The organism is Legionella sp. 16cNR16C, assembly GCF_021297775.1.
GTDB lineage: Bacteria > Pseudomonadota > Gammaproteobacteria > Legionellales > Legionellaceae > Legionella_C > Legionella_C quinlivanii_A.
This window is the reverse complement of sequence record NZ_JAJTMX010000002.1, coordinates 463,105-489,026: the sequence shown is the minus strand read 5'-3', so window position 1 is coordinate 489,026 and position 25,922 is coordinate 463,105. Positions and strand designations below refer to the sequence as shown.

Here is a 25,922-nt window from a genome sequence, read left to right as displayed (position 1 = left end):
CTTGATTATGCTTTTTTATTGTTACTGTTTTTTCTAGCTGCACTTGCAAGCTGTGCCTCTTCAAACATCTTTAATTGTGCAAGAAGGGTTCTGGTGTTTGCCCTAAAGTTTGCCATTTCTCTGGCAGAAATTTCCAAACCTCTGGGCAAGTCAACGGTAGTAGGATTTCTGGGAAAATTATTGACATGAAACTCATAATGGCAATGAGGGCCAGAGGCAAGTCCGGATTGGCCCACGTAACCGATCACCTGACCGCGCTTGACATAATCACCACGTGATAAGCCTTTCTCAAATCGTAGCATGTGGCCATACACACTGCTGTAATTTTTGTCATGCTTGATTTTAATCATATTGCCATAGCCATTCTGGCGGCCAATAATTTCAATCTTCCCTGAGCCTGTGGCCATGATTGGTGTGCCAATAGACGCAGCGAGGTCGACGCCTTTATGGGCGCGTCGATAATGTAAAATTGGATGATACCTGGAGAGACTGAAGGAAGAGCTGATGTGGCTGAAACGAACCGGATAGCGGTTGAATGCTTTTTTCAGACTTCTGCCTTCCGGGGTATAATAATCAGACTGGCCGTCACGGTTAGTATGTCTCACCGCCTGAAATGTTTTTCCACGATTCTTGTAAGATACCGCCACAATATCGCCAGTTCCGACTTGTTTACCATCGATATAGAACGCCTGATAAATAATAGTGAATCGATCCCCGGCACGAATATCTTTGGCAAAATTAATATCCCAGGTAAAGATATCGGTCATTTGTTTAACCAGTTTTGGCGGAATATTGTAACGCTTGGCCGTTCCATAGAGGGAGCCATTCACGACGGCAGTTGCAAAATGATTATGGCTGTTCATTTTCTTTGCATCAATTTTGCTTCTATAATGAGTGCCGTCACGATAGACGACCAGAAACTGGGTGCTGGTAAAAGGAAGCATCATTCGCTCAAGAACCTTATTCTTGATTTGAAGCTGAATATCCTGTCCTGGCTTCAGCCGGGTGAGAGCAGAGGTATGCGGATTATCATGAAGAATCGTTTGCAACACTTTCTGGCTTATACCGGCGCGATTAAATACCAGTGCCAGGGAGTCACCCGGACGGGTTTTAATGATTTTCCAATCTTTTTCAGGGGGCAAAGCCGCTGGCTTATTCGGTTTAGCCGTTTTGATTTCCGGTTTTTTTACCTCGGCCAGTTTTTTAGCTGCTTCCAGACTGGTTTTCGGCGGATCAGCTTTCTCTATTTGCTCTGCTTTCTCTATAATAGATGAGGGCGCCGGAATGGTTTCGCCTGCTTCAGCTTCTTCTGTATCCTCTTGCTCTTCCTCATTAACCGGAACTTCCTCTTCATCAGGAATATCCTTTTCCTGTTCTTCAAGTTCAGATAAGGTCGTTGATTTGCTGCTTACAGGTGGCTTAATCTTGTGTGGAAATGTCTTGACCAATATGAAAGGCAAGGCAAATGCAATCGCCAATGCGATAAGAGCCAACAGCTTGGATGGCTTGTTTGTATTATTTATTGAGACATTGGGTCGTTGATCCATGTTTCGCCTTTTGCTACTGCTAACCTCTAGAGTGATGTTAAAATTATTATTACAGTGATAATTAGGTTTATTATTACCATCCCAATAAAACGGCGAAATAATAATCGCACGTTTTTTAAAATTTGGTTACCCACTGAACATATAATCTGTTCTGTTATACGGTTCGCCAACTGGGGCATTCATGCCTAAAAAGCTGTCCTGTTTATTCATCCTCTAGCGAGAACACAATAACCGGGCTAAGATACTCGCTGGAACAACTTAGGTCAATCACTAAAAAAGGTTTTACTTGTATGATTATTGATGAATCGATGAATGCCGAACTGCAAAGAGGCTGTGAAGAAATCCTTCCTGTTCAGGAATTTGAAAAAAAATTGCTCAAAGATAGACCTCTGATCATTAAAGCTGGATTTGATCCGACTGCTCCTGATTTACACTTAGGCCATACCGTATTATTGAATAAACTTCGGCAATTTCAACAGTTTGGACATCAGGTTGTTTTTTTAATCGGTGATTTCACCGCCATGATCGGTGACCCGACAGGAAAAAATGTCACACGCATGCCCTTAAGCCAGGAGGCAGTACTTGAGAATGCCAAAACTTATGAAGCACAGGTATTTAAAATTCTTGATCCTGAGAAAACAATCGTTCGTTTTAATTCTCAATGGATGGGAGCAATGAATGCAGCCGACCTAATTCGTCTTGCCTCCACGCATACTGTTGCCAGGATGCTGGAACGCGATGATTTCAGTAAACGTTATAGTACAGGACAGCCGATAGCCATTCATGAGTTTCTCTATCCATTAGTACAGGGCTATGACTCAGTGGCGCTTAAAGCAGATATTGAACTGGGGGGTACGGATCAGAAGTTTAATCTGTTAATGGGCAGAGAATTGCAGAAGCATTTCGGCCATGAGCCGCAAGTCATTATGATGACTCCATTAATAGAAGGATTAGACGGTGTTAAGAAAATGTCGAAATCTTTAAACAACTATATAGGTATAGAAGAAACTGCCGATAGTATGTTTGGAAAGATTATGTCGGTTAGCGATGAATTGATGTGGCGTTATATTAATCTGTTAAGTTTTAAATCCTCTGCCGATATCGCAAAAATGAAACGAGCGGTTGAAGAGGGCTATAATCCACGAGATGTTAAAATCGGATTGGCCAAGGAAATTATTGAACGCTTTCATAATAAGGAACAAGCCGATTTGGCGGAACAGTCTTTCATTGAGCGTTTTCGCAAAAATGAAATTCCTGATGATTTACCCGAACAAATTATTATCTGTTCAGAGCCTTTAAGTGTTGCCCAGATTTTAAAGCAACTCGATTTAACAAAAAGTACTTCCGAATCCATTCGAATGACCGCACAGGGCGCAGTCAAGTTAAATGGTGAGCGTCTGGCGGATGCGGCATTGTTAATGGAAATGGAAAAAAGCTTTATTATTCAGGTGGGTAAGCGAAGAATTGCCAGGGTGCTTCTTAAAAAAGCAGGGTGATAAAAAAGAAATTTAAACTTTTTTGCAAAAAGTGTTTGACATGAGATGCGAAATCCGTAGAATACGCATCACGCCTTCGGGGCGAGTTGATTAAGAAGATGCCGCCCGTCACACCATGGGAGTGGGTTGCACCAGAAGTAGATAGTCTAACCTTCGGGGGGACGTTTACCACGGTGTGATTCATGACTGGGGTGAAGTCGTAACAAGGTAGCCGTAGGGGAACCTGCGGCTGGATCACCTCCTTAACATGAAATAAGAGCATGAGAGTTGATTCGAGCGCCCACACAGTTTGTTTTCAGAGTGAAAAAGAGACGAGACTCGGTTTGGTAGGTTAAACCTACAGAAGCGATTTGCGAAAAGCAAAAAAGCCAAGCAAATTTACCACAATTTAAAATGGAATCGCAAGCGCAGCAAGCGATACCAACAGAAAGGTTCGGAGAAAGTTTTTACGAGGATTTTTGCTTTAATCGAGGCATCTTGCTAAGCAAGTGAAGGAGCGTACTACTGTACGTGACTGAGCGCGCGCAGCAAGATAACGAAGAGTAAAGCAAAAAGCCGAAGTAAAAAAAATTGGGTCTGTAGCTCAGCTGGTTAGAGCGCACCCCTGATAAGGGTGAGGCCGGTGGTTCAAGTCCACTCAGACCCACCATATCTTGTCTCAGATAGATCAGAAAAGATAATATTCAAGAGTATTATGTTTTCTGGACTATCCAGAAGTTCATTAACAATTAGGTAAAGAGAAGAAATACAAGCGCATTAGTATTGCAAGTTTTTGTTGTTGTCGTATGACTTTGAGATAATTGAGGTTATATGGTCAAGAAGAGAAGCGCAAACGGTGGATGCCTTGGCAGTAAGAGGCGATGAAGGACGTGGAATCCTGCGAAAAGCTCTGGGGAGTTGGAAACATGCGTTGATCCAGAGATGTCCGAATGGGGGAACCCAACCGCTACGGCGGTTATCCTTAACAGACTTGCGCCGATGATAGTGTGGAGTTTCTCCATGTGAAAGTAGGTCATCGCCAGGGTTTTATTAAATAGTCACGAAAGTGATGAACCACTTTCAAGTGAAAGTGAAAATTGATAATGCTGGCGTAGCTCAGTTGGTAGAGCAACTGACTTGTAATCAGTAGGTCCTGGGTTCGATTCCTAGTGCCAGCACCATCTTAAATGAAGTCAGGTACAGTAATGTACTTGACTTTAATAAATTCCTGAAAGAAAATGGCATTCTTTTTGGAGGGGTTCCCGAGCGGTCAAAGGGATCAGACTGTAAATCTGACGGCTCAGCCTTCGAAGGTTCGAATCCTTCCCCCTCCACCATTTTTAAAAAAAGAAAAAAGCGGGTGTAGTTCAATGGTAGAACTTCAGCCTTCCAAGCTGATAGCGTGGGTTCGATTCCCATCACCCGCTCCAAATGAGCTAATAGATTAGAGGATCAAATCAGTCTGTAGCTTAAAGCCCACATAGCTCAGGCGGTAGAGCACTTCCTTGGTAAGGAAGAGGTCGTTGGTTCGAGTCCAGTTGTGGGCACCATACAATTATCAACTTTCTATAGGGGAGATTTTCCGATGGCAAAGGAAAAGTTTGAGCGAAAAAAGCCGCACGTAAACGTAGGCACGATTGGTCACGTTGACCACGGTAAAACCACACTGACTGCAGCTATAACAACGATTATGGCGAAAAAATTTGGTGGTACAGCGAAAGCGTATGATCAGATTGACGCAGCCCCTGAAGAACGTGAGCGTGGAATTACAATTTCTACAGCGCATGTTGAGTACGAATCAGCAAACCGCCACTATGCACACGTAGATTGCCCAGGACACGCGGACTATGTCCAGCGCTTTGCTATTCGCGAAGGCGGTCGTACTGTTGGTGCCGGTGTCGTAGCAAAAATTATCGAGTAAAGAGTAAAATGGTGTGAGAACAATAGTTCTCACGCCAGGAAGTAAGGAGTTAGGCCAGTAGCTCAATTGGCAGAGCGGCGGTCTCCAAAACCGCAGGTTGGGGGTTCGATTCCCTCCTGGCCTGCCAACTACCAAAAGCGTGATTGTGATGAAAACAAACCTAAGCGTTAAAGAAATTGTTTTATGGACAGGAATGCTGTTAGTAACTATAGCAGCCTTCTTTTGTACTTATTACTATACTGTTTCATCTCCAATCAAAGTTATGATTTGGATTGGTTGGCTAGTTAGCATATTCGTAATAGGTTTTTTTACCAATAAAGGACAGCAGGTTTTTGCATTCGCACAGGAAGCAAAGATTGAACTTCAAAAAGTAGTTTGGCCTACACGTCAAGAAACTGTGCAAACTACCTCAATAGTTATGATCATGGTTGCAGCAACTGGATTTATTCTCTGGGGAATTGATTCAATAATGATGTGGGCAATCGCAAAAATAACACATTTGGGCTGACAATAGTGGAAGAACAGAAATCAAAACAGTGGTATGTAGTTCATGCCTATTCAGGCTATGAAAATTTCGTTATGCGTGAGATAAAAGCACGCGCACTTCATCAAAATCTTGAAGAAAAAATTGGCGAAGTAGTTGTTCCTTCCGAAGAAGTCGTAGAAATGCGCGCCGGACAGAAGCGTAAGAGCACAAGAAAGTTTTTTCCAGGTTATGTTTTAGTTAACATGGTTATGGATGATTCCACGTGGCATATGATTCGAGCAATACCTCGAGTTCTTGGTTTCCTTGGTGGCACTGCAAAAGGGGATGCCAACCAAAAGCCGACACCAATTTCAGATAAAGAAGCAAGAGCTATCTTGCAAAGGGTTGAAGATGGCGTGACCAAGCCGAAACCCAAAATCCTGTTCGAACCAGGTGAAGTAGTTCGCGTCAAAGAAGGTCCGTTTGTTGATTTCAATGGTGTGGTTGAAGAAGTTAACTATGAGAAAAACAAATTGAGAGTGGCCGTTCTGATCTTTGGGCGCTCTACACCTGTCGAGCTTGAGTTTAGCCAGGTCGAAAAAACCTGATAACACCAACCGGGGAGCTAATGCCGAATTTGTGTTAGCGTTGACCCACTAAGGAGTAAATAATGGCAAAAAAAGTCGAAGCTTATGTAAAGCTACAAATACCTGCTGGTAAAGCAAATCCAAGTCCACCAGTCGGCCCTGCATTAGGTCAGCGCGGTGTGAACATCATGGAATTCTGTAAGGCATTTAATGCGGCTACACAGAATATGGAACCAGGCTTGCCAACTCCAGTTGTCATTACTGTATATAGTGATCGCAGTTTTACGTTTATTACTAAAACGCCTCCTGCTTCTGTACTAATCAAGAAGAAAGCTGGTATTGCCAGTGGTAGCGGAAAACCAAACACCAATAAAGTTGGCCGCCTGAATCGTGAACAACTTGAAGAAATTGCCAAAACTAAAGAACCTGATCTGACTGCTGCCAGTTTGGATGCTGCTGTTCGTACTATCGCAGGTACAGCAAGAAGCATGGGCGTAGAAGTTGAAGGCGTGGAATAAGGGGACAGATCATGGCAAAGTTAAGCAAAAAAATACAACAAATTCGTGAAAATGTTAAACCTAACCACTACTATAACGCTCACGAAGCAATTGAACTCTTAAAGAAATTTGCAAGTAAAAATTTCAGAGAAAGCATTGATATTAGTGTTAACCTGGGTGTAGATCCCAGAAAATCAGACCAGGTAGTCAGAACCTCAACCAACCTGCCCAAGGGAACTGGCAAAACAGTTCGAGTAGCTGTATTTGCGCAGGGAGACAATGCAACTAAAGCTAAGAATGCTGGTGCGGATATTGTTGGTTTTGAAGATCTGGCTGAAAAAGTTAAAGCTGGAGAGATGGATTTTGATGTCGTAATTGCAACTCCAGATGCGATGCGAATCGTTGGTCAGTTAGGCCAAATCCTCGGTCCGCGTGGACTTATGCCCAATCCAAAAGTTGGCACAGTAACCACTAACGTCGAAGCGGCTGTTTCCGATGCGAAGTCAGGTCAGGTTCGTTACCGTACTGATAAAAATGGAATTATTCATTGTACAGTTGGTAAGTTAGATTTCAGCGCTGACGATATAATCGAAAACATAAGTGCGCTGATTGTTGATCTTAAGAAAGCGAAACCCGCTTCTTCAAAAGGCGTATATCTGAAAAAGATTACATTATCTTCTACAATGGGACCTGGATTGCCTATTGATATTGCATCATTACCCGTGTAATATAAACGCCCTTTTAAAAGCTTTCACGGCATAGACTTGGTTCAATGCCGTCGAAGACCGCAGGTGCAAAAGCTTAATACCCTGCGCAGACGGTGAACCGGCTCCGGGATCTCTCTGAGACGGCCACCATAACTGTCAAATCGATTTATTGATTTGAACAACTTAGGAGGTCATTAACGTGACGATAACATTAGCTGCAAAAAAAGCGGTAGTCGACGAAGTGAGTGAAGTTGCTTCCAAGGCTATATCTGCTGTTGTTGCGGATTATCGTGGTTTGACTGTTAATCAAATGACCCAATTGCGTTCTGAAGCACGCAAATCCAATGTTTACTTACGAGTAGTAAGAAACACATTAACTCGACGTGCTTTCGAGAAAACGGAATTTGCCTGTCTGAACGACAAATTGGTTGGTCCTTTGTTTATTGCTTTATCACTTGAAGCACCAAGTGATGCAGCTAGATTACTAAAGGAATTTGCCAAAACATTTGATAAGCTTGAAATCAAGGCATTATCTGTAGGTGGAAAAGTATACGGTGCAGAACATCTGGAAGCCGTAGCAAGTCTGCCGACACGTGATGAAGCATTAGCTAAGCTGATGTATGTGATGAAAGCGCCAGTCGAAAAATTTGTACGTACACTTGCAGAACCTCATGCCAAATTGGTTAGGACTATTGCTGCAATTAAAGATACAAAATAACCACATTTATTAATTTTAAACTTAGGAGCTAGTAATGGCTGTTTCAAAAAATGAGATCTTAGAAACTATCTCTAACATGACCGTGATGGAAATTGTAGACTTAATCGAAGAAATGGAGAAAAAATTCAACGTTTCTGCTGCCGCTGCTGCTGTTGCTGTAGCTGCTCCAGCTGCCGCTGCTGCTGCTGTTGAAGAAAAAACTGAATTCGATGTGGTTATGACAAGCTTCGGTGCTAACAAAGTTGGCGTTATTAAAGTCATCCGTGGTATCACTGGTCTGGGTCTGAAAGAAGCAAAAGACCTCGTTGAAGGTGCTCCTTCTACTGTTAAAGAAGGTGTTTCTAAAGACGAAGCTGCTACTATCAAGAAAGAGCTTGAAGAAGCTGGCGCTTCAATCGAAGTTAAGTAATACCATTGATTTGGTTTTAGATAACCCGGCCATGTTTACATGGCTGGGTTTGTGCGTTTGATTATCTCAATAATTTTACAGAGGAACTACCATGGCAATTGCAGAAGCTCAACACTATTCACATGCTGAGAAAAAAAGATTTCGCAAAAGCTTTGGGAGGCAGTCTGACAAGATGGAAATCCCCAACCTTCTTGATATTCAGCTAAAGTCATACACCGATTTTCTTGATGCCAATTCAAAGGCCAATATACAACAAAAAACTGGCCTGCATGCTGCATTTGCATCTGTATTCCCCATTGTAAGTTTTTCAGGAAATGCTCGTCTTGAGTATGTAAGTTACAAATTGGGTGAGCCGGCATTTGATGTTAAAGAATGTAAAATGCGAGGATTAACTTATTCTGCTCCTCTACGAGTAAAGATTCGACTTGTAGTACTCGACAAAGATGCAGCTGGCGAACCAAAACCAATTAAAGACATTCGTGAGCAAGACGTATTTATGGGCGAAATTCCCTTAATGACCGATGTCGGTACATTTGTGGTAAACGGAACCGAAAGGGTTGTTGTTTCCCAGTTACATCGTTCACCTGGCGTTATATTTGAGCACGATCGTGGCAAAACGCACTCATCAGGTAAACTTTTATACTCTGCACGAATTATACCATACCGTGGTTCCTGGCTTGATTTTGAATTTGATCCCAAGGATTGTGTATTTGTCCGTATTGACCGTCGCCGCAAGCTGCCAGTTACAATTCTATTGCGTGCGCTAGGTTTTGAAATAGAAGAAATTCTTTCTGAATTTTTTGAATCCACCATCTGCCAATTAAGAAACGGTGAATTTCATATCAATCTGGTTCCTTCCAGATTAAGAGGTGAAATTGCTTCCTTTGATATTAAATTACCTGATAGTGGCGAAATCATTGTTGAACAAGGCCGTCGCATAACAGCTCGCCATATCAAGTTGATGGAAAAGAGCAACATGCAGGACCTGGTTGTTCCAAGAGATTATCTGATAGGCAAAACACTGGCAAAAAATGTCATTGATACAAGTACAGGTGAAATGCTTGCTCAGGCAAACGATGAAGTCACTGATCAACTGCTTGATCAATTAGCAGATCAGGGCATTCTAAGCTTTGAATTAATTTATACAAACGACCTCGATCATGGTTCGTATATATCGGATACATTAAAAGTTGATCCAACCACGAGTCAGCTGGAAGCACTGGTTGAAATTTATCGCATGATGCGCCCAGGCGAACCGCCGACTAAAGAAGCAGCTGAAGCATTATTTAAGAACTTATTCTTCGCAGAGGACCGTTATGACCTGTCTGCTGTTGGTCGAATGAAGTTTAACCGTCGGGTTGGAAGAAAAGAAGATACTGGACTAGGTATTCTGACAAAAGAAGATATTCTGGCGGTAATTAAAACACTGATTGACATACGTAATGGCATTGGCATGGTTGACGATATCGACCATTTGGGCAATCGTCGCGTACGAAGTGTAGGTGAAATGGCAGAGAATCAATTCCGTGTGGGTCTGGTTCGTGTCGAGCGCGCTGTAAAGGAACGCTTAAGTCTTGTCGAGTCTGAAAATCTTATGCCTCAGGACTTAATTAATGCCAAGCCTGTATCTGCTGCTATTAAAGAATTTTTCGGATCCAGTCAGTTATCGCAATTTATGGATCAGGTTAACCCCTTATCGGGAGTGACCCATAAACGCCGTGTTTCAGCACTTGGCCCAGGTGGACTTACCCGTGAGCGAGCAGGCTTTGAAGTCCGTGACGTTCACACTACTCATTATGGCCGCGTCTGTCCAATTGAAACACCTGAAGGTCCAAACATTGGTTTGATTAACTCATTGTCAGTTTACGCAAGAACAAATGATTATGGGTTTATTGAGACACCATGCAGAAAAGTAATTGACGGTCGAGTTACCGATGATATTGAATACCTTTCTGCAATCGAAGAAGTGGATCAGTACATTGCACAGTCCAGTGTGCCAGTAGATGAAAACGGAACCATTCTGGCTGATCTCGTTCCATGCAGACATCAGAATGAGTTTTCACTGACTACACCTGATAAAATTAATTATATGGATGTGTCACCAAAGCAAATCGTTTCTGTTGCGGCCTCATTGATTCCTTTCCTTGAACATGACGATGCGAACCGTGCATTGATGGGTTCCAACATGCAACGTCAGGCGGTTCCTACTCTTCGTTCCGAAAAGCCGCTGGTAGGTACCGGAATGGAAAGAACGGTAGCTTCTGACTCTGGAGTGTCTGTAGTTGCCAAACGAGGCGGTATAATTGATTTGGTTGATGCCTCACGTATTGTGGTGAGAGTTAACGATGATGAAACAACGGCTGGTGAAGCGGGTGTAGACATTTATAACCTGACTAAATATTTCCGTTCTAATCAGGATACCTGTATTAATCAGAGGCCAATCGTTTCTAAAGGCGATCTGATTCAGCGAGGAGATATACTTGCTGATGGTCCATGTACCGATATGGGAGAGCTGGCCCTGGGACAAAATCTGCTTGTCGCATTTATGCCTTGGAACGGCTACAACTTTGAAGACTCTATTCTGATTTCAGAAAGAATTGTACAGGAAGATCGATTCACAACCATTCATATCGAGGAATTAACTTGTATCGCTCGTGACACCAAGCTTGGCACAGAAGAGATCACAGCTGATATCCCTAACGTAGGTGAATCTGCTTTAGCAAATCTGGATCAATCTGGAATTGTGTATATCGGAGCTGAAGTAGGAGCGGGTGATATTCTTGTTGGTAAAGTGACACCAAAAGGCGAAACACAATTAACGCCAGAAGAAAAACTGCTTAGAGCGATATTTGGTGAAAAGGCCTCAGATGTAAAAGACTCTTCCTTACGAGTTCCCTCAGGAATGAACGGTACTGTTATTGACGTTCAGGTGTTCACCCGTGATGGTCTGGAAAAAGATGACAGAGCTAAAAGCATTGAAGATGAGCATTTGGCAAGGGTTCGTAAAGACCTTATCGATGAAAGACGGATTCGTGAAGAAGATATTTATCATCGTATGTATAATCTGCTCATTGATAAAAATGCAACTGGCGGACCAGGAAGTGTTAAGCCGGGTAGCGCGATTACCGCTGACTATTTAAATTCTATTCCCAGAGAAAAATGGTTTGATATCCGTATCGATGAAGATGTTGCGTCGCAACAACTTGAGCAGTTATCCAAGCAGCTTGAGATGCTCGGTAAAGAGATGGAAAAGCGTTTTAATGATAACCGTAAGAAAATTATTCAGGGCGATGATTTGGCACCTGGAGTATTAAAGATTGTTAAGGTCTATCTTGCTGTCAAACGCCGTATTCAACCCGGTGACAAGATGGCAGGACGTCACGGGAATAAAGGGGTAATCTCGATTGTGGTGCCCGTTGAAGACATGCCTTACATGGCCGATGGTACTGCGGTTGATATCGTACTGAACCCATTGGGTGTTCCTTCACGTATGAACATTGGACAGGTTCTGGAAACGCATCTTGGCCTGGCCGCCAAGGGTTTAGGCGACCGCATCGCCAATATGCTGGAAGCCAATCAGCAAGTTGCCGAGTTACGCACTTTCCTGAACAAAATTTACAATCATGACAGCATGGAGAGAGTCAATCTCGATGCTTTGAATGATGATGAGATTCGTATTCTGGCTGATAATCTGCGCGCAGGAGTACCTATGGCTACTCCGGTATTTGATGGAGCAACAGAAAAAGAAATCAAGTCTATGCTGGAGCTGGCTGGTTTGCGGCCCGATGGCAAAACCATCCTGATTGATGGACGAACTGGTAAGGAATTCGACAATCCAGTAACTGTAGGCTATATGTATATGTTGAAGTTGAACCATCTTGTTGACGACAAGATGCATGCGCGTTCTACAGGTTCCTACAGTCTGGTTACACAACAACCATTAGGTGGTAAAGCTCAATTCGGTGGTCAGCGTTTTGGAGAGATGGAGGTATGGGCGCTTGAGGCTTATGGTGCCGCGTATACACTTCAGGAAATGTTGACTGTTAAATCGGATGATGTTGGCGGACGAACCAAGATTTATAAGAATATTGTTGATGGGGATCATCGCATGGATCCTGGAATGCCTGAATCATTCAATGTTTTACTAAAAGAAATTCGTGCATTAGGTATAGATATAGAATTGAACCACGATTAATAAATAATCGTATAAATTCTCACTAATAATTTTTTTGGAGACATAGACTTGGCTGATCTAAGCAACAACCCGATAAGAAAACCACCAGTAATGAGTGATTTGCTTGGTATTCTCAAACAACAGGGTCAAAGTGAAGAATTTGATGCAATTAAAATCGCATTAGCATCGCCTGACCTGATTCGTTCATGGTCCTACGGAGAGGTGAAAAAGCCGGAGACAATTAACTACCGGACTTTCAAGCCTGAGCGTGATGGATTATTTTGTGCCAAAACGTTTGGCCCAGTAAAAGATTATGAATGTCTCTGTGGCAAATATAAACGTTTGAAACACCGTGGTGTTATTTGCGAAAAATGCGGTGTCGAGTTGGCGCTTGCAAAAGTACGTCGTGAGCGAATGGGCCATATTGAACTGGCTAGTCCGGTTGCCCATATCTGGTTTCTTAAATCCTTACCTTCCCGTATTGGATTACTGCTTGATATGACGCTGCGTGATATTGAAAGAGTTCTTTATTTTGAAGCGTTTGTTGTAGTCGAGCCAGGCATGACCGAACTTGAGCGTGGTCAACTGCTGAATGATGAAACCTATCTCGAGGCGATGGAAGAGTATGGCGATGAGTTTGACGCTCGAATGGGTGCTGAAGCGATTCGCGACCTGCTTCGTCAAATCGACCTTGAAGAAGAGATCAGAAACCTTCGAGAAGAATTGCCGACAACCAATTCCGAAACCAAGATCAAGAAAATTACCAAACGGTTGAAATTACTTGAAGCATTTTATGAGTCAGGAAATAAACCCGAATGGATGATCATGGATGTACTTCCTGTATTACCTCCAGACCTGCGCCCCTTGGTTCCTCTCGATGGCGGCCGTTTTGCTACTTCAGACTTAAACGATCTGTATCGGCGCGTTATTAACAGAAACAATCGCCTGAAGCGCCTTCTCGATCTTAATGCTCCTGACATCATTGTGCGTAATGAAAAGCGTATGCTTCAGGAGTCTGTAGATGCATTGCTTGATAATGGCAGACGCGGACGTGCAATTACCGGAACTAACAAACGACCATTAAAATCACTTGCCGATATGATTAAAGGCAAGCAAGGCCGTTTCCGTCAGAATCTGCTTGGTAAGCGTGTTGACTACTCTGGTCGTTCAGTAATTGTTGTGGGTCCTACACTCAGACTCCATCAATGCGGATTGCCAAAGAAAATGGCCTTGGAGTTATTCAAGCCGTTTATCTTCAGTAAATTAGAATTCCGTGGCCTGGCAACCACGATTAAAGCCGCTAAGAAAATGGTAGAGCGGGAAGAGCCGATTGTATGGGATATTCTGGATGATGTCATTCGTGAGCATCCGATTCTTCTTAATCGCGCACCGACCTTACACCGCTTAGGTATTCAGGCCTTTGAACCTGTATTAATCGAAGGTAAGGCAATTCAGCTTCACCCATTAGTCTGTACAGCATACAACGCTGACTTTGACGGTGACCAGATGGCTGTTCACGTACCTCTTACTCTTGAGGCACAGCTGGAAGCTCGTTCGTTGATGATGTCTACGAATAATATCCTTTCTCCTGCGAGTGGTGAGCCAATCATTGTTCCCAGTCAGGACGTGGTACTTGGGCTTTACTATTTAACACGTGAGCGGCTCAATGCCAAAGGCGAAGGCAAAGTTTTCGCCAGCCCGCAAGATGCACAAAACTTTTATGAAGCTGGCTATGTTGATATTCATGCCAAAGTTAAAATTCGTATGCCTTCGGAAGATAAAGAAGGGCAATATCAATTGGTCGATACAACGGTTGGCCGAGCCATTCTTTCAGATATATTGCCGAAAGGAATGTCGTTCACTGTCATTAACAGACCGATGACAAAAAAGGCTATTTCAAGAGTAGTGGATACCTGCTACCGAAAATTCGGTTTGAAAGAAACCGTCATTTTTGCTGACCAGTTGATGTATACCGGCTTTAAATATGCAACACGTGCAGGTGCGTCCATTGGTATTGAAGATATGGAAATCCCTGAAGATAAGGCGGATATTATCGCACAGGCAGACAATGAGGTTCGTGAAATTGAATCACAGTTCCGTTCCGGTCTGGTAACCAATGGTGAGCGTTATAATAAGGTTATCGATATTTGGTCAAGAACCAATGAAATGGTAGCCAAGTCGATGATGGCGAGAATCGCAACAGAAGAAGTAACCGATAGAACCGGTAAGAAAGTGAGACAAGAGTCATTTAATCCAATCTTTATGATGGCTGACTCTGGTGCACGGGGTTCTGCGGCACAGATAAGACAGCTTGCTGGTATGCGGGGTCTGATGGCGGCGCCAGATGGCTCAATTATTGAAACGCCTATTACCGCAAATTTCCGGGAAGGCTTAAACGTATTCCAGTACTTTATTTCGACTCACGGAGCTCGTAAAGGTCTTGCTGATACCGCGTTAAAAACAGCAAACTCTGGTTATTTAACACGTCGATTAGTGGATGTTGCGCAGGACGTTGTTATTACCGAAATTGATTGCGGAACTGAAAACGGCATTTTGATGCAGCCTTTAATTGAAGGTGGTGACATTGTAGAGCCATTGCACGAACGTGTATTAGGTCGTGTTGTTGCTAAAGATGTATTTATTCCCAATCAGAATGATGCAATTGTTACAGCGGGAACTTTACTTGATGAAGATTGGGTTGAGAAGCTGGAACGTTATGGTATTGACCAGGTTCTGGTACGTTCACCGATTACCTGTGAAACCCGCTTTGGGTTATGTGCCAAATGTTATGGCCGTGATTTAGCCAGAGGACATCTTGTTAACACCGGAGAAGCTGTTGGTATCATTGCAGCTCAATCAATTGGTGAGCCGGGTACGCAGTTGACGATGAGAACCTTCCATATCGGGGGAGCTGCATCCAGAGCAACCGCTGCCAATAATATTCAAATTAAGAATAAAGGGGTTATTCGACTCCATAACATCAAAACGGTAACGCACGAAAATAAAAATCTGGTTGCTGTTTCACGTTCAGGGGAAGTGTCAATTGTTGATGATTTCGGACGGGAACGTGAGCGTTATAAGCTGCCTTACGGTGCGGTACTAACTGTTCATGATAATATGGCAGCAGAGGCTGGCGAAATTATTGCTACCTGGGACCCGCATACCCATCCAGTAATTTCGGAAGTTAGCGGTCGTTTGAAGTTCATCGATCTTATCGAAGGTTTGACTATGAACCGCCAGACTGACGAGTTAACTGGTTTAAGTAACATCGTGGTCATTGACGCTAAACAAAGAAGCGCTGCAGGCCGCGATTTAAGACCGATGGTCAAATTGGTTTCTGATGACGGTGATGAGATTTATCTGGCTGGTACTAATGTGCCTGCTCAATACTACTTGCCGGTTGATGCCATTATTAATTTTGAAGATGGCAGTCTGGTAGGTGTAGGGGATGTTATCGCTCGTATACCACAGGAACGATCTAAAACCCGCGACATCACCGGGGGTTTACCGCGTGTTGCTGACTTGTTTGAAGCCAGAAAACCAAAAGACGCAGCTGTCATGGCAGAAACGTCCGGATTGGTCAATTTTGGTAAGGAAACTAAAGGTAAGCGTCGCTTGATCATCACAGCTTCTGAAAGTAATTTCCATGAAGAATTGATACCTAAATGGCGTCATATCTCCGTGTTTGAAGGGGAGCATGTCGAGCGAGGTGAAGTAATTGCAGAGGGACCATTGAACCCGCATGACATACTTCGTTTACTGGGTGTTGGCGCCCTTGCAAATTATATCGTTAATGAAGTACAGGATGTATACCGTTTACAGGGTGTGAAAATTAACGATAAACATATCGAGACAATTGTTAGACAAATGCTTCGTAAGCGAGTGATAACATTTTCTGGTGATTCCAAATTCCTGGTGGGTGAACAGGTAGAAGAAAGCATCATGTTGCAGGAAAATGACAAATTGCAAGCAGACGGGAAACAAGTTGCTATGGGAATACCTATTTTATTAGGTATCACCAAAGCCTCTCTTGCAACTGAATCATTTATTTCAGCTGCGTCCTTCCAAGAGACAACGCGTGTGTTGACGGAAGCGGCTGTTAGCGGAAAAGTAGATGATTTAAGAGGCTTGAAAGAAAACGTGATGGTTGGCCGACTGATTCCTGCGGGAACAGGTTATGCCTATCATCAAGGCCGCAAGGCAAAACGTGCAAAGACAGCTGGTTCTGAGCACATCTCGCATACGGTAACTGCCAGTGACGTGGAGCATGCATTGAGTGAAGCACTTAATGCAGATAACCATGATCATTGATCCGGGCTTGGAGTTTCAGTGGATAAGTCTTGACAAATCCGCTGAAACTATAATAGAATCCGGCCTCCTTATGCATACGAAATCACTATAAAAGAGATAGTTCGGAGTTAATAATAAATGGCTACTATTAATCAGTTAGTAAGAAAGCCTCGAGTGGACGCCAAAAAGAAAAGTAACGTCCCAGCTTTGGAATCATGTCCACAGCGCCGAGGTGTTTGTACACGTGTATACACAACCACACCTAAAAAGCCTAACTCAGCTATGCGTAAGGTGGCTCGTGTTCGATTGACTAACGGCTTTGAAGTGACCTCCTACATTGGTGGGGAAGGGCACAACTTACAGGAACACTCCGTGGTTCTGATTCGTGGCGGCCGGGTTAAAGACTTACCTGGTGTTCGTTATCACACAGTGCGTGGCAGCCTTGATACATCAGGTGTTAATGATCGTAAACAAGGTCGTTCTAAATACGGAACTAAAAAGCCGAAAGATAAAAAATAATCTGATTGTAGGAATTTGACATGCCAAGAAGAAGAGAAGTCCCCAAACGTGAAATTCTGCCTGATCCTAAGCATCATAGTGAGCTGTTGGCAAAATTCATCAACGTATTAATGATCAGTGGAAAAAAATCCATTGCTGAGAAAATTGTTTATGATGCCCTGGACGTACTACATGAGCGCGTCAAGAAAAATCGTAAGAGCGAAGACGAGTCAGGTGAGGCCGGAAGCGTAGGCGGCTCAACGACTGTACTGCAATACTTTGAGCAAGCGCTTGATAATGTTCGTCCAAGTGTTGAAGTTCGATCAAGACGTGTCGGTGGCGCTACTTATCAGGTTCCGGTTGAAGTGCGTACTGATAGAAGCATTGCATTAGGAATGCGCTGGATTGTCCAGGCTGCCAGATCTCGTGGCGAAAAGGGAATGATGCTGCGTTTGGCAGGTGAGTTGTTAGATGCTTTTGAAAGTAAAGGCTCTGCAGTTAAAAAACGTGAAGATACTCATAGGATGGCTAAAGCTAACCAGGCCTTTGCGCATTTTCGCTGGAATTAACAGAGAGAGAAAACTCCGTGTCTACTCCATTAGAACTTTACAGAAATATCGGCATTGCTGCCCATGTCGATGCAGGGAAAACGACCACGACCGAACGTGTTCTTTTCTACACTGGAATGTCGCATAAAATGGGTGAAGTACATGATGGCGCTGCTACAATGGACTGGATGGTTCAGGAGCAGGAGCGCGGTATTACAATTACCTCTGCTGCTACGACTTGCTACTGGGAAGGAATGGATAAGCAATTTCCACGACACCGTATCAATATTATTGATACCCCAGGGCACGTTGACTTCATGATCGAAGTAGAGCGTTCATTGCGAGTTCTTGATGGTGCTATCGTTGTGTTCGATGCGGTTTCAGGAGTTGAGCCTCAATCTGAGACAGTGTGGAGGCAGTCTGATAAGTACGGTGTACCACGCATTGTTTTTGTAAACAAAATGGACAGGATGGGAGCCAATTTTCTCCGGGTTGTAGCTCAGATTAAACAACGTCTTGGGTCCAATCCTGTAGTAGTCCAAATGCCAATTGGCGCGGAAGATGCTTTCATTGGGGTTGTTGACCTTGTCAAAATGAAAGCAATTCACTGGGATGAAGAAAGTAAAGGTATGTCTTTTGTTTATCAGAATATCCCAGCAGAGATGATGAAGCAATGTGAAGAGTATCGAGCTTTAATTATTGAAGCGGCAGCTGAAGCGTCTGAAGAGCTAATGGAAAAATATCTGGAAGGCGAAGAGCTTACAGAAGATGAAATTAAGCATGCCATTCGTAAACGAACGGTGAGTAATGAAGTTGTACCAGTGTTCTGCGGTTCAGCCTTTAAGAACAAGGGTGTTCAAGCAGTTCTGGATGGTGTGGTTGATTATTTACCTTCTCCTATTGATATCCCTGATATTAAAGGCGTTGATGAGTACGGAAATGAGCTGCATCGTAAAACATCTTATGATGAGCCATTTTCAGCGTTAGCATTTAAAATTGCCACTGATCCTTTTGTGGGAACGCTGACCTATTTTCGTACCTACTCAGGGGTATTAAAAAGTGGCGATACCATTTATAATCCCGTGAAAGGGAAAAAAGAGCGGATAGGCCGCCTTTTGCAAATGCATGCCAACTCAAGAGAAGAGATAAAAGAAGTTAAAGCTGGCGATATTGCTGCTGCTGTTGGTTTAAAGACAGTTACAACTGGCGATACACTTTGCGACATAGATCATGTTGTTACGTTGGAAAGAATGGATTTCCCAGATCCCGTAATAGCTGTAGCAGTGGAGCCTAGAACCAAAGCTGACCAGGAAAAAATGTCAATAGCTTTAGGTAAACTAGCACAGGAAGATCCTTCCTTCCGTGTTCATACTGATGAAGAATCAGGTCAAACAATTATCGAGGGGATGGGTGAGTTACACCTCGAGATTATCGTGGACCGTATGAAGCGGGAGTTCAATGTCGAAGCCAATGTGGGTAAACCGCAGGTTGCTTATCGTGAAACGATCAAAGCAGTGGTGGAGCAGGAAGGTAAATTTGTTCGTCAGTCTGGTGGCCGTGGACAATATGGTCACGTATGGTTGAAGATCGAGCCGCAACAACCAGGTTCAGGCTATGAGTTCGTCAATGCTATTGTTGGGGGTGTTATTCCAAAAGAATACATTCCTGCTGTAGATAAGGGAATTCAGGAGCAGATGCAAAATGGTGTTATTGCTGGTTACCCTGTAGTAGATGTCAAAGTCACACTTTTCGATGGTTCATTCCACGAAGTGGATTCAAGTGAAATGGCGTTCAAAATTGCTGGCTCACTGGGCTTTAGACAAGGTGCTCAAAAAGCAAAACCCGTGCTTCTTGAGCCAATAATGAGTGTGGAAGTTGTAACCCCTGAAGAGTATATGGGGGATGTCATGGGAGACTTGAACCGCCGGAGAGGCATGGTTCAGGGTATGGAAGATTCTCCTGCAGGAAAGGTAATTCGTGCGGAAGTTCCATTAGCAGAAATGTTTGGGTATGCCACAGATGTGCGTTCCGCGACACAAGGTCGAGCTACCTATTCAATGGAGTTCGCTAAGTATGCGGAAGCACCAATGAATATTGCTGAAGCGATTATTAAGAAACAATAAAAGTTAATGAGGTTATTTGAAAATGGCGAAGGAAAAGTTTGAGCGAAAGAAGCCGCACGTAAATGTAGGCACGATTGGTCACGTCGACCACGGTAAAACCACACTGACTGCAGCTATAACAACGATTATGGCGAAAAAATTTGGTGGTACAGCGAAAGCGTATGGTCCAATGCCTCAAACTCGCGAACATATTCTGTTATCCCGCCAGGTTGGTGTACCATACATTGTAGTATTCCTGAATAAAGCGGATATGGTTGATGATGCGGAGTTGTTAGAACTGGTTGAGATGGAAGTTCGTGACCTGCTGAGCAGCTATGAATTTCCTGGTGATGACATTCCAATTGTTGTTGGTTCAGCGCTGAAAGCTCTCGAAGGCGACACAAGTGATATCGGTGTTGCAGCGATTGAGAAACTGGTTGAGACAATGGATTCCTATATTCCAGAACCAGTTCGTAACATTGACAAAGCATTCTTATTACCGATTGAAGACGTATTCTCAATTTCTGGCCGTGGAACAGTAGTGACAGGCCGTGTTGAAAGCGGAATTGTTAAAGTAGGTGAGGAAGTTGAGATTGTTGGTATTCGCGATACTCAAAAGACCACATGTACTGGTGTTGAAATGTTCCGTAAACTGCTTGACGAAGGTCGTGCAGGAGATAACGTAGGGGTGTTGTTACGAGGAACGAAACGAGACGACGTAGAAAGAGGACAAGTACTGGCAAAACCTGGTACAATCAAGCCTCACACCAAATTTGAAGCCGAAGTATACGTGCTTTCAAAAGATGAAGGTGGCCGTCACACTCCATTTTTCAATGGTTACCGTCCTCAGTTTTACTTCAGAACGACAGACGTAACAGGTTCTTGTGAACTGCCACAAGGAATCGAAATGGTAATGCCAGGCGACAACGTTCAAATGACTGTCAGTCTGCATTCACCGATTGCAATGGATGAAGGTCTGCGCTTTGCTATTCGCGAAGGCGGTCGTACTGTTGGTGCCGGTGTCGTGGCTAAAATCATCGAGTGAGTAAAATGAGTAATCAAAATATTAAAATTCGTTTAAAATCGTTTGACCATCGTTTGATTGATTCGTCAACACGTGAAATAGTTGAAACGGCAAAACGTACTGGCGCACAAATCCGTGGGCCAATACCACTGCCAATTAAAAAAGAGAAATTTACTGTACTGATTTCTCCTCATGTTAACAAAGATGCTAGAGATCAGTATGAGTTACGCACCCATAAACGCCTGGTTGTGATAGTGCACCCCACTGAAAAAACAGTAGATGCATTAATGAAGCTGGACTTGGCTGCTGGTGTCGATGTTCAGATAAGTCTGGATGACGAATAACGTTCCAGATAGGAATACTAACGAGGTATTACAATGATAGGGTTAATTGGCAGAAAAGTTGGTATGACACGTATCTTTACTGAAGAAGGGCAGTCAATTCCTGTTTCAGTAATAGAAATTGCGCCAAATCGTGTATCTCAACTTAAAACGCTTGAATCTGACGGCTATATGGCTGTACAAATAACAGGCGGTGAAAAAAAGGCAAGCCGTGTAAACAAAGCGCTTACTGGTCATTTTGCAAAAGCTCAGATAGAAGCTGGAGATATGATCGGAGAATTCCGAGTCACTTCTCTTGATGGCTTTTCTGCTGGGCAGACTATTTCAGTAGCCGAAATTTTTACTCCCGGTCAATATGTTGATGTGACAGGTACATCAAAGGGTAAAGGCTTTGCTGGTACCGTAAAACGACATAATTTCAGAACGCAAGATGCAACACACGGTAACTCTGTTTCGCATCGTGTTCCTGGATCAATTGGTCAGAACCAAACGCCAGGACGAGTGTTCAAAGGTAAGAAAATGGCCGGCCATATGGGTAATGTCAGATGCACTACTCAAAACCTTGAGTTGGTTAGAGTTGATGCTGAACGAAATCTACTGTTGATAAAGGGTGCTATTCCTGGATTCCCTGGAGCCAGAGTCGAAGTACGACCCGCAGTTAAGATCAAAGCAGGGGATCAATAATGGAACTTATTACTAAAGATACCAACACTTCATTAAGTGTAAATGAGCAAGTGTTCGATTATAACTACAACGAAGGCTTAATTCATCAAGCTGTAGTCACTTTTATGAATAATGCTCGCAGTGGAAACAGTGCCCAGAAAACCCGATCTGAAGTAAGTGGCGGCGGTAGAAAGCCTTGGAGACAAAAAGGTACTGGCCGTGCACGCGCTGGTACAATCCGCAGCCCAATTTGGCGTTCGGGTGGGGTTACGTTTGCATCAAAAAAACGTGATTATAGCCAAAAGCTAAACAAAAAAATGTATAAGCGCGCTATAAGAAGTATCTTATCTGAGCTTATCCGTAATGAGAATCTGATTGTCGTTAGTGACTTTCAATGCAGTTCTAACAAGACCAAAGACTTTATTGTCAAGATGAAAGAGTATGATTTGACAAATGCTTTAATCATTATGCATGAAGTTGGCGAAAACGAGTACCTGGGTTCACGCAATCTGATTGATTTCGACATTTGCGACGTTGCTTCAGTTGACCCCGTGAGTTTACTGCGCTTTGAAAAAGTACTAATCACAGGTGAAGCACTTAAAAGCATTGAGGAGTTGCTACAATGAACGCAGAACGTTTACTAATGGTATTAAGAGAGCCACACACATCTGAAAAAGCAACTGTGATGGCTGAAAAATACAAGCAATTTACATTCAAAGTTCTCAAAACTGCCACCAAAAACGAGATTAAAAGAGCAGTAGAGGAATTGTTTAATGTTAAAGTCAAAAATGTTTCTGTAATGAATGTCAAAGGCAAGTCCAAGCGTTTTCGCCAGTTAGCTGGTAAAAGAAGCGACTGGAAAAAAGCGTTTGTTTCTTTACACGAAAACTATGATATCGATTTTAGCGTAAAAGAATAAGGTAGACGACGATGGCATTATTAAAATCAAAACCAACGTCACCCGGAAAGCGCGGTGAATTAAAGGTTGTACACCATCATATCCATAAAGGACAACCTCACGCTGCTCTGGTTGAAAAGTTAAATAAGACTGGTGGAAGAAACAACCAGGGACGTATTACTGTTCGACACATTGGTGGTGGTGTTCGCAGTAAATATCGTATAATTGACTTCAAACGTAATAAAGATGGTATCGAAGCTCGAGTTGAGCGCATCGAATATGATCCGAATCGATCAGCTTTAATTGCATTACTTGTTTACAAAGATGGCGAACGGCGGTACATTATTGCACCTGCTCAATTAGAAGCTGGCGCAACTGTTGTTAGTGGTGAAGATTCTCCTATCAGTGTGGGCAATGCTTTACCATTAAGAAATATTCCGGTTGGTACAACTATCCACTGTGTTGAATTAAAACCTGGAAAAGGTGCTCAGTTCTTACGTAGTGCTGGATGTGGCGGACAAATTGTTGCTAAAGAAGGCGCTTATGCTACTTTAAAACTGCGCTCTGGTGAAATGCGAAAAGTATTGGCCACTTGCAGAGCAGTTATTGGTGAAGTTAGCAATAGCGAACATAGTCTTCGTGCTTTAGGTAAGGCAGGAGCCAAGCGTTGGCGAGGAATCCGACCCACTGTACGTGGTGTTGCGATGAACCCTGTTGATCACCCGCATGGTGGTGGTGAAGGCCGTACTTCTGGCGGAAGACATCCAGTGACTCCTTGGGGCGTGCCGACAAAAGGTTATAAGACACGCAGTAATAAACGAACTGATAGATTCATTGTCAGATCTCGTAAAAAGAAATAATTAGCTAAGAGGATATTAACGTGCCACGCTCGATAAGAAAGGGTCCACACATTGATCCACATCTGCTTGTCAAAGTTAAAGCAGCAATTGATGCAAAGTCTAAAAAACCAATTAAAACCTGGTCACGACGCTCAACCATTACCCCTGACATGATAGATTTAACTATCGCTGTCCATAACGGGAAAGATCATGTTCCAGTGTTTATCACTGATAACATGGTTGGCCATAAATTGGGCGAATTCGCTATGACCCGCACATTCAAAGGCCATTCTGGTGACAGAAAGGCTAAAGGTAAGTAGAGGCAATGATGGAAGTTACTGCAAAATTAAAAAATGCGCCCCTTTCTGCACAGAAAGCCCGGTTAGTCGCAGACATGATTCGTAAAGTGAGCGTATCAAAAGCGCTCGATATTTTACGTTTTACACCAAAAAAAGGAGCATTTCTGATGCTCAAAGTTTTGGAATCAGCCATTGCAAACGCAGAAAATAATAATGGTGCAGATATCGATGAGCTGCATGTAGGCGTTGTCTGTGTTGATGAAGCATCTACACTGAAGCGTATCAGAGCTCGTGCCAAAGGACGTGCGAATCGTATATCCAAACGTACTTGCCACATTACAATTAAAGTATCTGACGAGGTATAATAGAATGGGACAAAAAGTAAATCCTATTGGTATCCGTTTGGGCATAGTAAAAAGCTGGAATTCAAAATGGTATGCCAGCAAAAATTACGCACAACTCCTGAATGAAGATATTAATTTAAGAAAAGATCTGAAAAAGAAGTTGTATGCCGCAGCGATTAGCCGTATCCAGATCGAAAGACCTGCAAATAATGCAGTAGTCACGATTCATACAGCTAGACCAGGTATCCTTATCGGAAAGAAAGGTGGCGGTATAGAAGGTCTGCGAAGCGAGATTTCTTCCAAGTTAGGCGTTCCAGTACACCTTAATATCGAAGAAGTTAAGAAACCGGAACTTGATTCTACTCTGGTGGCTGAAGGTATTGCACAGCAGCTCGAGCAACGTGTTATGTTCAGAAGAGCAATGAAACGTGCAGTTACTTCTGCAATGAAATCAGGCGCTAAAGGGATCAAAATTTGTGTCAGCGGTCGACTAGGTGGCGCTGAAATTGCTCGAAGTGAATGGTACCGTGAAGGACGTGTTCCTTTACATACATTCCGTGCTGACATTGATTATGGTACTGCTGAAGCCAAAACAACTTACGGTATCATCGGTGTTAAGGTTTGGATCTTTAAGGGAGAAGTTCTTCCGCAAAAGAATCGTAACGCTGACAGCAGTAAATGAGTGAGGATTTATAATCATGCTACAGCCAAAACGTACTAAATATCGTAAACAAATGAAAGGCCGTAACCGTGGTCTTGCCCAACGTGGCTCCAATGTTAGCTTCGGAGAGTTTGGTCTAAAAGCGGTTGAACGTGGTCGCTTGACTGCCCGACAAATTGAAGCGGCTCGTCGTGCCATGACACGCCATATTAAACGGGGCGGAAAAATTTGGATTCGTGTATTCCCAGATAAACCAATTACACAAAAACCTCTTGAAGTTCGTCAAGGTAAAGGTAAAGGTAGTGTTGAATATTGGGTGGCTCAAATCCAACCAGGCAAGATCCTGTTTGAGATGGAAGGGGTATCCAGAGAGCTGGCATTAGAAGCTTTCAATTTGGCAAAAGCCAAATTACCTTTTAAGGTAATGTTTGAAGAACGTAAGGTGATGTAATGAAAACTTTAAATGAATTGAGAAACTTGTCTATCAAGGAATTAAGTGAGGAATTACTCCAGTTACGAAAAGAGCAATTCAATTTGCGTATGAAAAGAGCAAGTGGTTCTCTTGAAAAAACACACCTGGTTAGTCTGGTTAGAAAGACTATTGCTAGAGTAAAAACAGTTATGACTGAAAAGGTTGGAAAGAGTCATGTCGAATAGTGAATCAAATGCAAGAATAATGGTTGGGCGAGTTGTTAGTGACAAAATGCAAAAAACCATTGTTGTATTAGTAGAGAGAACAGTTAAGCATCCGAAATATGGTAAAATCATGAAGCGCAGAACTAAGCTCCATGCTCATGATGAACAGCAGGTTTGCAAAATTGGCGATACAGTCAGAATTAGAGAGACGAGACCTCTTTCTAAGACAAAATGCTGGGAATTGGTTGAAGTTATTTCCTGATTCGTTTGCAATGACT

The 25,922-nt window shown here is 43.1% G+C and carries 26 protein-coding genes, 6 tRNA genes and 2 other annotated features; of the genes, 31 read left to right on the top strand and 1 reads right to left on the bottom strand.

Translation table 11 applies throughout. The features are described from left to right. Window positions 1-5: 5 nt before the first annotated feature. Window positions 6-1,547 carry a peptidoglycan DD-metalloendopeptidase family protein gene (locus tag LXA66_RS06165; RefSeq protein WP_233012412.1) on the bottom strand — a complete coding sequence of 514 codons (1,542 nt, stop codon included), beginning with the start codon at window positions 1,545-1,547 and terminating at the stop codon, window positions 6-8. A 290-nt stretch (window positions 1,548-1,837) separates the two neighbouring features. Here LXA66_RS06165 and tyrS point away from each other — a divergent pair, with 290 nt between their 5' ends. The 31 genes from tyrS to rpsQ all read left to right on the top strand — a co-directional run bounded on the left by tyrS (window position 1,838) and on the right by rpsQ (window position 25,906). Further along, window positions 1,838-3,043 carry a tyrosine--tRNA ligase gene (gene tyrS, locus LXA66_RS06160; RefSeq protein WP_233012411.1) on the top strand — a complete coding sequence of 402 codons (1,206 nt, stop codon included), beginning with the start codon at window positions 1,838-1,840 and terminating at the stop codon, window positions 3,041-3,043. An 8-nt stretch (window positions 3,044-3,051) separates the two neighbouring features. Next, window positions 3,052-3,288: a sequence feature (16S ribosomal RNA rRNA prediction is too short), on the top strand. A 327-nt stretch (window positions 3,289-3,615) separates the two neighbouring features. Continuing rightward, window positions 3,616-3,692, top strand: a tRNA-Ile gene (locus LXA66_RS06155). 209 nt (window positions 3,693-3,901) lie between these two features. Beyond that, window positions 3,902-4,033, top strand: a sequence feature (23S ribosomal RNA rRNA prediction is too short). A 94-nt stretch (window positions 4,034-4,127) separates the two neighbouring features. Beyond that, window positions 4,128-4,203, top strand: a tRNA-Thr gene (locus LXA66_RS06150). Between the two features lie 71 nt (window positions 4,204-4,274). After that, a tRNA-Tyr gene (locus LXA66_RS06145) sits at window positions 4,275-4,359 on the top strand. A 19-nt stretch (window positions 4,360-4,378) separates the two neighbouring features. Next, window positions 4,379-4,452, top strand: a tRNA-Gly gene (locus LXA66_RS06140). A gap of 44 nt (window positions 4,453-4,496) precedes the next feature. After that, window positions 4,497-4,572 (top strand) — tRNA-Thr (locus LXA66_RS06135). A gap of 35 nt (window positions 4,573-4,607) precedes the next feature. Next, window positions 4,608-4,943, top strand: a complete 336-nt coding sequence (locus tag LXA66_RS06130; protein WP_233012410.1) for a GTP-binding protein — start codon at window positions 4,608-4,610, stop codon at window positions 4,941-4,943. A gap of 51 nt (window positions 4,944-4,994) precedes the next feature. Beyond that, window positions 4,995-5,070 (top strand) — tRNA-Trp (locus tag LXA66_RS06125). A gap of 21 nt (window positions 5,071-5,091) precedes the next feature. Further along, on the top strand, window positions 5,092-5,451 hold the full coding sequence (secE, locus tag LXA66_RS06120; RefSeq protein ID WP_058508188.1) for a preprotein translocase subunit SecE: 360 nt from the start codon (window positions 5,092-5,094) through the stop codon (window positions 5,449-5,451). Window positions 5,452-5,453: 2 nt separating this feature from the next. Continuing rightward, window positions 5,454-6,017, top strand: a complete 564-nt coding sequence (gene nusG / locus LXA66_RS06115; RefSeq protein ID WP_172458309.1) for a transcription termination/antitermination protein NusG — start codon at window positions 5,454-5,456, stop codon at window positions 6,015-6,017. 62 nt (window positions 6,018-6,079) lie between these two features. Beyond that, window positions 6,080-6,514 (top strand): 50S ribosomal protein L11, encoded by a 435-nt coding sequence (gene rplK, locus LXA66_RS06110; protein ID WP_058508189.1) that lies wholly within the window; start codon window positions 6,080-6,082, stop codon window positions 6,512-6,514. Between the two features lie 11 nt (window positions 6,515-6,525). Next, entirely contained in the window at window positions 6,526-7,221 is a 696-nt protein-coding gene (rplA, locus tag LXA66_RS06105) for a 50S ribosomal protein L1 (RefSeq protein ID WP_112220504.1), read from the top strand. A 178-nt stretch (window positions 7,222-7,399) separates the two neighbouring features. After that, window positions 7,400-7,918, top strand: coding sequence for a 50S ribosomal protein L10 (gene rplJ, locus LXA66_RS06100; RefSeq protein ID WP_112220503.1), 519 nt, complete (start codon window positions 7,400-7,402; stop codon window positions 7,916-7,918). A 34-nt stretch (window positions 7,919-7,952) separates the two neighbouring features. After that, window positions 7,953-8,327, top strand: a complete 375-nt coding sequence (rplL, locus tag LXA66_RS06095) for a 50S ribosomal protein L7/L12 (RefSeq protein WP_233012409.1) — start codon at window positions 7,953-7,955, stop codon at window positions 8,325-8,327. 91 nt (window positions 8,328-8,418) lie between these two features. Further along, on the top strand, window positions 8,419-12,522 hold the full coding sequence (gene rpoB, locus LXA66_RS06090; RefSeq protein ID WP_112220502.1) for a DNA-directed RNA polymerase subunit beta: 4,104 nt from the start codon (window positions 8,419-8,421) through the stop codon (window positions 12,520-12,522). Window positions 12,523-12,612: 90 nt separating this feature from the next. After that, window positions 12,613-16,812 (top strand): DNA-directed RNA polymerase subunit beta', encoded by a 4,200-nt coding sequence (gene rpoC / locus LXA66_RS06085; RefSeq protein ID WP_058508194.1) that lies wholly within the window; start codon window positions 12,613-12,615, stop codon window positions 16,810-16,812. A 117-nt stretch (window positions 16,813-16,929) separates the two neighbouring features. After that, window positions 16,930-17,310 (top strand): 30S ribosomal protein S12, encoded by a 381-nt coding sequence (rpsL, locus tag LXA66_RS06080; RefSeq protein WP_045098305.1) that lies wholly within the window; start codon window positions 16,930-16,932, stop codon window positions 17,308-17,310. Between the two features lie 20 nt (window positions 17,311-17,330). Next, window positions 17,331-17,858, top strand: coding sequence for a 30S ribosomal protein S7 (rpsG, locus tag LXA66_RS06075; protein WP_112220501.1), 528 nt, complete (start codon window positions 17,331-17,333; stop codon window positions 17,856-17,858). 17 nt (window positions 17,859-17,875) lie between these two features. Next, on the top strand, window positions 17,876-19,960 hold the full coding sequence (gene fusA / locus LXA66_RS06070) for an elongation factor G (protein WP_112220500.1): 2,085 nt from the start codon (window positions 17,876-17,878) through the stop codon (window positions 19,958-19,960). Between the two features lie 22 nt (window positions 19,961-19,982). Beyond that, window positions 19,983-20,984 carry an elongation factor Tu gene (locus tag LXA66_RS06065; RefSeq protein WP_233012408.1) on the top strand — a complete coding sequence of 334 codons (1,002 nt, stop codon included), beginning with the start codon at window positions 19,983-19,985 and terminating at the stop codon, window positions 20,982-20,984. A gap of 5 nt (window positions 20,985-20,989) precedes the next feature. Beyond that, window positions 20,990-21,307 carry a 30S ribosomal protein S10 gene (gene rpsJ / locus LXA66_RS06060; protein WP_058507932.1) on the top strand — a complete coding sequence of 106 codons (318 nt, stop codon included), beginning with the start codon at window positions 20,990-20,992 and terminating at the stop codon, window positions 21,305-21,307. 33 nt (window positions 21,308-21,340) lie between these two features. Then, complete coding sequence (gene rplC, locus LXA66_RS06055; protein ID WP_058507933.1) at window positions 21,341-21,988, top strand: 50S ribosomal protein L3; 648 nt, start codon at window positions 21,341-21,343, stop codon at window positions 21,986-21,988. Continuing rightward, window positions 21,988-22,593 carry a 50S ribosomal protein L4 gene (gene rplD / locus LXA66_RS06050; RefSeq protein ID WP_112220497.1) on the top strand — a complete coding sequence of 202 codons (606 nt, stop codon included), beginning with the start codon at window positions 21,988-21,990 and terminating at the stop codon, window positions 22,591-22,593. Before rplC ends, rplD begins: the two co-directional genes overlap by 1 nt. Then, entirely contained in the window at window positions 22,590-22,886 is a 297-nt protein-coding gene (rplW, locus tag LXA66_RS06045; RefSeq protein ID WP_112220496.1) for a 50S ribosomal protein L23, read from the top strand. The genes rplD and rplW overlap by 4 nt, the downstream gene beginning before the upstream one ends. A gap of 11 nt (window positions 22,887-22,897) precedes the next feature. Continuing rightward, window positions 22,898-23,725, top strand: a complete 828-nt coding sequence (gene rplB, locus LXA66_RS06040; protein ID WP_112220495.1) for a 50S ribosomal protein L2 — start codon at window positions 22,898-22,900, stop codon at window positions 23,723-23,725. Window positions 23,726-23,745: 20 nt separating this feature from the next. Then, entirely contained in the window at window positions 23,746-24,024 is a 279-nt protein-coding gene (gene rpsS / locus LXA66_RS06035; protein WP_058507937.1) for a 30S ribosomal protein S19, read from the top strand. An 8-nt stretch (window positions 24,025-24,032) separates the two neighbouring features. Further along, the gene (rplV, locus tag LXA66_RS06030) at window positions 24,033-24,368 is read left to right on the top strand and encodes a 50S ribosomal protein L22 (protein WP_112220506.1); all 336 of its coding nucleotides are present in this window, start codon (window positions 24,033-24,035) and stop codon (window positions 24,366-24,368) included. Between the two features lie 4 nt (window positions 24,369-24,372). Beyond that, entirely contained in the window at window positions 24,373-25,029 is a 657-nt protein-coding gene (rpsC, locus tag LXA66_RS06025) for a 30S ribosomal protein S3 (RefSeq protein WP_058507939.1), read from the top strand. A 16-nt stretch (window positions 25,030-25,045) separates the two neighbouring features. Beyond that, a complete protein-coding gene (gene rplP / locus LXA66_RS06020; RefSeq protein ID WP_058507940.1) occupies window positions 25,046-25,459 on the top strand; it encodes a 50S ribosomal protein L16 in 414 nt (137 codons plus the stop codon). Next, complete coding sequence (gene rpmC, locus LXA66_RS06015) at window positions 25,459-25,665, top strand: 50S ribosomal protein L29 (RefSeq protein ID WP_112220494.1); 207 nt, start codon at window positions 25,459-25,461, stop codon at window positions 25,663-25,665. Before rplP ends, rpmC begins: the two co-directional genes overlap by 1 nt. Then, the gene (gene rpsQ / locus LXA66_RS06010) at window positions 25,655-25,906 is read left to right on the top strand and encodes a 30S ribosomal protein S17 (protein ID WP_058507942.1); all 252 of its coding nucleotides are present in this window, start codon (window positions 25,655-25,657) and stop codon (window positions 25,904-25,906) included. The genes rpmC and rpsQ overlap by 11 nt, the downstream gene beginning before the upstream one ends. The last annotated feature ends 16 nt before the right edge of the window (window positions 25,907-25,922 follow it).